A 6,913-nucleotide genomic window follows, 5' to 3' on the forward strand; every position below is an offset into this window, starting at 1 on the left:
TGTGCTCCTCGTCGTTGCGGGTGGTGATGGTCTCGGCCGTGTCCAGGGCCTGCTCAGCCAGATGGAGAGCGGCCGCCAGGGCCTGCGGGTCCTCCTCGGCGTTGCGGGCGCGGTCCAGCGCGCGCACGGCCTGCCGCGCCACGTGGTGGCCGGTCTCGTGCTGGCCCTCGGCCCAGCAGGCGAACAACAGGAGTTCGACCTCGACGCCGTTGATGGCCTTGCCCAGCGGGCCGTCGCCGGTCCGGGCGGCGGCGAGGGCCTGGCGGCCGGTGTCGATCCGGAAGGCAGGGATGTTGGACAGGAGCGCGGTCCCTTCGGTGAGTCCAGCTTGGGCCGGGAGGGGGAGAACGGTCTTCTCCAGGGCGATGGCGGCGGCGGTCAGCATGGCGACTGCTGCGCCCGCGTTGGGCACCGTGTGGGCGAGGTGCCTGCCTGCCCGCCCGTAGGCGGTGGCGAGGGCGGACCACCGGGCGGCCTGGGCCGGCTGGTTGTTCTCGATGGCCAGGGCCTGCTCGTCGGCGGCGATCCGGGCCCGCTGGTGGCACACGGCGGACTGCACCCGCAGCCAGCGGCTGTCGGGCGCGTTGCACCGGTTGTTCTCGATGTCCTGAACGGCGGCGCGGTAGGTCTGGGCAGTCTGGCGGGCGCGGAGGACCGGGCGGCCGATGGTCTCCGCGAGCATCCGGCCGCCGTTCCCGGTCACCAGCAGGTCCCTGCGGTGGCGGGCTGCGGCGGCGTCGCCGCCGGTGAGGGCCGGAGGCGGAGTGGCGGGGGTCATGCGATCTTCTCCTAGGGGTGAGGGTTTCGAGGGGGCCGGGGGCGGCGGTGCCATCCGCCGCCCCCGGGCAGGGGCGCCGCGTACTACTCGCTGCGGCGGTTCTGCGGGGGGAGCTGGCCGTCGTCACCCTCGCCGTGCGGGGCGTCGGCGTCCACGTACCGGGCGTTCAGCTCGGCGGGCAGGAACGCCCAGTCGGTCGCGGGGGTGGTGTACCGGACGACAGCGACACGGCCCGGCCGGGGCATCGTGTCTCCTTCGCGGGTGTGGACACTCGGGCCGACGTAGGTGATGTGACCGTGGCCGTAGGGCTCGGGGATCGTCTGGCCGGGTTTGATCTCCTTGCCCGTGGTGAGGTCGACCAACCGGACGCCGGAGTTCTGGCGGGGGAAGGCGGGGATGACTCGGGCGTTGAAGTCGTCGTTCACGCTGCGGTGCTCCTTGTGGGGTGTGGGGGTTTCGAGGGGGCCGGGGGCGGCGGTGCCATCCGCCGCCCCCGGGCAGGGGCTGGCTACTGGAACGATCGGGCCAGGGCGTCCCGAAGGTTGCGGGTGTCGGTGCACACCGCGTACATCGGGGCGTCGAGCGCCGACCCGAAGGCGATGGCGTGCAACTCGGTGCTGTTGAGGCCGCTGCGGCTGGCGGTGAGGTAGCCGTGCCAGTAGGCGGCGAGCACGCTGTCGCTGAGACCGTCCAGCTCCTCCTGCGGAGCGCGGTCGTTGTCGGCGGCGGTGGCCAGGAGGCGGTCCCGCAGAGCTGCCAGCGGGGCCTGCGGGAATTGTGTGGTCGTGGTCATGTGCGTATCCCTCGGGTGGGTCGGGTTTCGAGTGGTGGTGCTGGTCGGGGTGCCATCCCCTGCCAGCAATGACAACAATACCAGGTTTACCCCGGTGATGGAAGGGCTGTCCGCACGTTTCCTGGGTCTTTTTCGCAGCCGGCCTCCGACCCGTTACCCTGGGAGTACCTCGTATCGCGTGGAAGTAGCGCCCCTTTTGGGATGTCGCCACCACGCGCGGTGCGGGTTTCGAGGAACCGGCGACCGCGCCAGCCTGCCGCACTTGTGCGGGGGGTCCTGCCTTATGGCAGGGCGGTCGCCGGTTTTCGTCCCGGACATTCCGCCCGGCGCGACGCTCCACTCGGGAGCTCACATGACGTTGATACTGCGGGCGGCGCCGCACTGGACGACGGCGACCGCCGGGGCGGCGGTGCTATCCGCCGCCCCGGCTGGGGCGGGCCCGCCCTGGCGGGCCCGGTGACTGCTGCTACTCGCCGTCGCCTTCCTGGCCGTCGGCCGCCTCCGCTCCGTCGTCCTCGGCGGGCTCGGTGTCGGTCTCGCGCCCCTCGTCCTCCTGGGCGTCCTCGACCTGCCGCGCATCCTCCTCCTCGGCCTCCCGCTTGACCCGGGCGGCCTCCTGGCGCTCACGCTCCCGGCGTTCGCGCTCGGCCTTGCGCTCGGCCTCCTCCTCGGCCTGCCGCTGGGCGGTGGCCAGGGTCTCCTCCTCGATCTCGGCGAGGCTGTAGCCGTGCTTCTTCAGGAAGCTCAGCCATTCGACCGTCTCGCGCTCGATGGGCTTGCGCCGACCGAACTCGTCCTTCTTGCCGCGCCATGCCTCGTCGGTCATGTGCTCGAACTCGTACATGCCCGCCACGTGTGCATACAGGAGCCACCAGTACCGCCGGGCTCCCGTGCGCTTGACCAGCTTGGCCACCACGTCGGCCGGGGCGTGCTTCAGGTTCGCGTCCTTCAGAAACGTCGACAGCAGCCTGCCGTAGTCGGCCGTCACGTAGTGGGTGTACGTGTAGCGGCCCGTGAGGATCGTCGCCAGCACCAGGTCCTTCACGTCGGCCGGGGCCTCGCCCTTGTCCTGGCACATGTCGGCGATGAACGCCTGCCGCACTTCGCGCACCGACCGCCAGGCGGCGTTGTTGGCCTTCACGCGCCGCGCTTCGGCGCGGGCGGCCTCGCGCTCGGCGTCGGCCTCCTCGCTCGGGCCGTCCTGGTTCTGAGCAGCTCCGATGATCCGGTGCCCGTGCTTCTTGAAGTCGCCGCACACCCACACCACTTCGCCGTCTGCCGGGTCGAACGTGGCCGCGTGTCCCTCGCAGGTCTCGTTGTGACCGGCTTCGGTCAGCGGGCGGCCGATCGAGCTCTCCAGCTCCTCCAGTGGGCGAGCGGTGCTGAAGTGCCAGTTGTAGGGCCAGCCGATGACAGGGATCATCTTCTTGGCCAGCTCGGCCGTGGTCGCCGCGATGCGCTCGGCCTTCTCCTTCTCGGTCTTCAGCGCCTGCATGGCCTGACGCCACGCGCCCCGCTTGGCGTTGCCCTCGGCGGCGTCCTTCCGCTTGGCCTGCTCCAGCTTCCACAGGGCGTTGGGCACGTCCTGGACCTCGGCATAGTCGGCCTGCTCGACCCAGTCGAACTCTGCCCCCTCCTCCCACAGTTCCTCGATCACCTCGGGGGCGATCACGGCCACCCGGGGGGCGGCGTCCAGCTCCTCCGTCGTCCGGCCGATAGCGGCCGCGAGCTGGGTCTTGCGGGCCTTCGGGACCCGCTTGGCGTTGACCATGAGGGCGAGCTGCTGGGCGGCTTCCAGGTCGTCCTGGACGCTGGCCGCCGCGCGGTGGACGTTCTCGACCATGGACCCGGCCAGGGCCTCGTCGTTCACACCCTTCAGGTCGTCGCGGACGATCACGCGGACCTTCCGGTACTGGCGGCCCTCGGCCACGGCCTTCTCAGCGGCGGCGCGCGCCGCCTTCATGCGGCGCTGTCCCATGACGATGCCCAGCTTGCTCTCGTACTCTCCCACCTGGGGCCGCAGGACCGGAGCCTGCTGGACGCCCACGGCGTCCACGCTGGCGATCAGGCCGGGGTCGGGCTCGGTGGTGTCCTCCTCACCGTCCTCACGCTTCTTGCGGTGGTTGAACGGGTCGACGATGACCCGGCTTTCCTCGGGCTCGTCGGGACGGAAGTCGGTGAGCGGGTCGATCCACTCCAGCCGTCCGGCGTCCGCCTCTTCTGCGATGGCGGCCGGGACCTGCTCGTTCTGCGTCACGGTCAAGGTGATTCCCTTCGTTGATGCGGGTTTCGAGTAGTGGTGTTGGTTCGGGGCGCCACCCCCTTCCAACGAGATCAACATTACCAGTGCTGGACCTGATTTCCAAGGGCTTAGGTCCCATGCCCAGGGTTTTTCGGGAAATCGAGCCGGGCCGCCCGCCAGATCCTTCACGCAGGGCTGACGCCGCGCCGCCCGCCACCGGCAGGCGCGGCCAGCGACTCCGGCGCGGTCCGGCCGGCGGTCGCGGACAGTTTGCCCGAGAGGCGGCGCGGCCACCCCAGCGAACGACGGCGGCCGTCGCGCTCGGCGCGTTCCGACTCCGCCCCGGCCGTGCTGGCCGGAGCGGAGTCGGAGAACTTCTCATCGCGCGATATCAGGGAAGGGGGTCTTGCTCGGCCCTTTCCCCGCCGTGCTCCTCGATGAGCGCGCGGACGGCAGCAACCGGAACGTCGTAGAACAGTCGCCCCTCAATGAGCTCTTCACCGGAGATCAGCCAGAGCTCGATGTGGTCTTCCAGTTCCTCCCACTGCTCATCGGGTGCGTCGAGCCCTTCAGCGAGATAGACCTCCTGGAACTCAGCGGCTCCGGGCTCACCCTGGACCCTGAGCCAATTCCCGTCGGCCAGGAGGACGCGCGGGTTCCTGCCGCCCGTGCCGTTCGCCGTGAAGTGATCGAGTCGGGGGGTAGCGATGGTCATGATGGTGTGCTCCATTCTGCGGATGTCGGGTTTCGAGGGGCCGGGCGGCGGTGCCATCCGCCGCCCGGCCGGACGGTCTCAGTAGGGCAGGCGCTCTGTGGGGCGCATGATGGTGATGACGCGCTCGCCGTGGTCTCCGGGCGATGACTCGGCCACGAGGGTCACGCGCCGGGCGTCGCGGGTGATGCCGTCGGCGGGGACGCGGTAGAAAGTGAGCGCGAGCCGGGGCTGGCGGCCGGAGCCTGCGGCGGCCTTGATCGCGCGGGACGCGGTGAGCAAGAGGTCCCATTCCCGCTCGGTCTCGTCCAGCCGGATACCGGTCGTCCAGGCGTACGCCTCGGGGACTGCGACACAGTCGCGGTGGACGGCCTCGGTCATGGCGACCGGGGCGGGGAACTCCATCTCTTCGGCAATCCCGGGGTCTGCCTCGATCAGTAGGCCGTCCTTGATGGCGTGTGCGCGGGTGTAGACGGTGCCAGTCATGGCCATGGGAATGCCTCTCTTCGTGCGGGTTTCGAGTCGTGCCGGGGGCGGTGCCATCCGCCACCCCGGCGGGGTGTTCAGAAGTGGCCGGGCCTGCGAGCAGCCGTGAGCTGGTCGGTCCAGCAGCGCAGGGCCTCCGCCGCGCGCAGGGCGACAACGAGGGGCCATAGCGAGAGTGCGGCGCACCACACGGCCAACGACAGGGCCAATTCGGCGCGACGGGCAGGCCGTTCCCCGGCCGTGAGGTCCTGGGCCAGGTCGAACGGCGAACTTACGCCTGTGAGGTACAGGAACCCGAACAACAGGTAGAACGCCACAGGGTGACCTTTCGTCGGTGGGTTTCGAGGGGGCCGGGGGCGGCGGTGCCATCCGCCGCCCCCCGGGGGGCAAGGCTTCAGTTCCGTGCGAGCCGCGCGGCCCTCGCGGCCGCCAGCTTCCGCGCGAACCTGGCCCTGTCCTCCTCCGTGGTCGGCGGGGTTGGGTTGGGTTCGTACACCTCAACCGCCGCGCCCCCGTTCTGGGCGACTCGCTCGCTCCAAGTGGTAATGGCCTCGCGGGGGGTTCCGGCGGGGAACTTCATAACAGCGAGCAATCCACCGTCCCTGTGCCAATGCAGGTAGCTGACCGACTGCTCGGTGATCTGCTGGTTCATGGTTGGTGTCCTCCGGTGGTCGGGTTTCGAGTGGTTCGTGTTGTTCGGGGTGCCATCCCCTTCCAACAAGACCAACATTACCAGCGTTGGGCCTGATCTGGCAAGCCGGAAACGGCCTCCGACCAGAGCTTTTCCCCGGATTTCCAAGATCGTTTATTCAGCCCGGGAAGGCGAGCGGAACGGCGAGCTGCCGTTCCGCTCGTGGCCGACTATGCCGCTACCTGGTCGCTCTCCTCGGCTGTTGCCAGGAGGGTGACGCGCGGTCGGGCCACGGGGGTCTGCGGCGCGCCGTCGTACCGATCGTCCTGGGGCGCCTTGGCGGTACCCGCGATGTGCAACCGGTCCCCTTCCTCGGCCCTCCAAGCTGCCTTGCTGGTGCTGAAGACCTTCAGGGTGAGGCCGTCCCCTGCGTCGACCAGCAGGAGCTTGCTGGCTCCGTACGCGCCGTCAACAACCTTGGCGAGCGTGACCGTCCCCTCGTGGGCGACCGTCTCCCCCTCGGCCAGCGGACGTGCGGTAGCGATGCGCTCGGCTCGCGCAGCGGCTTCGGCGGCTGCACGCTCGTCGCGCCGGGCGTAGTCCCCGGCGGCGCGGCGAGCGGCTTGCGCCTGGCGGGGTGTCATGGGCTTCCCGGAGAGAATCAGCTTCCTCATGTCACGCGCGAATTCGCTGTCATCGCCCTCTATCCACTTAGCCATTTCGGGCTCGGCGGTGGCGTACGCGGTCCACGCTGCCCGCCGCCTGGCAGTGTCGATGATGAAGCGCTCATCGCGCTTACGGGTGTCGTCGGCCAGGCGCCTCACGTCATTGACTCGGTCCTCCAGGGGCAGCGGGACATCGCGCGATCCAAGCCCCCGGCAGTTGAAGCACACGCCACCCTCCACGTACTCATAGCCGAGGATGTGGCCTTTACCGGAGCACTTGCCGCACGGCTCGACGTATCCATCCCGCTCCAGCCGGTAGAACACCGACACCACACCCTCGACGGTGATGTGTACGCCGCCGTCCCGTGCGTTCTCCCTGGCGCCGACATGGGTGACGCTGGGTTCGGGGAGGGCCAAGGACACTGAGAGCACGGTCAGGGCTGCGCTGAGCGCTTCCTTGCGAGTACGGCCGGAGGCGACCGGGGCCTGGTCAGCCGATTCGGCGGCGCGGGTGACGGCCCAGGTGCGGCCGGACTTGGTGACCGTGAACAGCTCACCAGAGATGACGCAGTGCCAGATTCCGTCGATCTTCGCAAGGGCGGGAAG

9 protein-coding genes are annotated in these 6,913 nt (G+C 69.9%); all 9 read right to left on the reverse strand.

The window, feature by feature from the left end:
* Nucleotides 1-778: hypothetical protein (locus JW592_RS32175; protein WP_209268826.1), on the reverse strand; the 778-nt coding region annotated here is incomplete at its 3' end.
* 83 nt (nucleotides 779-861) lie between these two features.
* Nucleotides 862-1,203, reverse strand: a complete 342-nt coding sequence (locus JW592_RS32180) for a hypothetical protein (RefSeq protein WP_209268827.1) — start codon at nucleotides 1,201-1,203, stop codon at nucleotides 862-864.
* 83 nt (nucleotides 1,204-1,286) lie between these two features.
* Complete coding sequence (locus tag JW592_RS32185; protein WP_209268828.1) at nucleotides 1,287-1,571, reverse strand: hypothetical protein; 285 nt, start codon at nucleotides 1,569-1,571, stop codon at nucleotides 1,287-1,289.
* A 466-nt stretch (nucleotides 1,572-2,037) separates the two neighbouring features.
* Nucleotides 2,038-3,828: a ParB/RepB/Spo0J family partition protein gene (locus JW592_RS32190; RefSeq protein WP_209268829.1), complete on the reverse strand. Its 1,791-nt coding sequence runs from the start codon at nucleotides 3,826-3,828 to the stop codon at nucleotides 2,038-2,040.
* 376 nt (nucleotides 3,829-4,204) lie between these two features.
* Nucleotides 4,205-4,543 carry a hypothetical protein gene (locus tag JW592_RS32195; RefSeq protein WP_209268830.1) on the reverse strand — a complete coding sequence of 113 codons (339 nt, stop codon included), beginning with the start codon at nucleotides 4,541-4,543 and terminating at the stop codon, nucleotides 4,205-4,207.
* Nucleotides 4,544-4,606: 63 nt separating this feature from the next.
* Complete coding sequence (locus JW592_RS32200; protein WP_209268831.1) at nucleotides 4,607-5,017, reverse strand: DUF6573 family protein; 411 nt, start codon at nucleotides 5,015-5,017, stop codon at nucleotides 4,607-4,609.
* 71 nt (nucleotides 5,018-5,088) lie between these two features.
* Nucleotides 5,089-5,328, reverse strand: coding sequence for a hypothetical protein (locus tag JW592_RS32205; protein WP_209268832.1), 240 nt, complete (start codon nucleotides 5,326-5,328; stop codon nucleotides 5,089-5,091).
* 77 nt (nucleotides 5,329-5,405) lie between these two features.
* Complete coding sequence (locus JW592_RS32210; RefSeq protein WP_209268833.1) at nucleotides 5,406-5,663, reverse strand: hypothetical protein; 258 nt, start codon at nucleotides 5,661-5,663, stop codon at nucleotides 5,406-5,408.
* A 209-nt stretch (nucleotides 5,664-5,872) separates the two neighbouring features.
* On the reverse strand, nucleotides 5,873-6,913 hold a 1,041-nt coding region (locus JW592_RS32215; protein WP_209268834.1), incomplete at its 5' end, for a hypothetical protein.

Origin of the sequence: Streptomyces spirodelae, from assembly GCF_017676385.1 — a bacterium.
Classification (GTDB): domain Bacteria; phylum Actinomycetota; class Actinomycetes; order Streptomycetales; family Streptomycetaceae; genus Streptomyces; species Streptomyces spirodelae.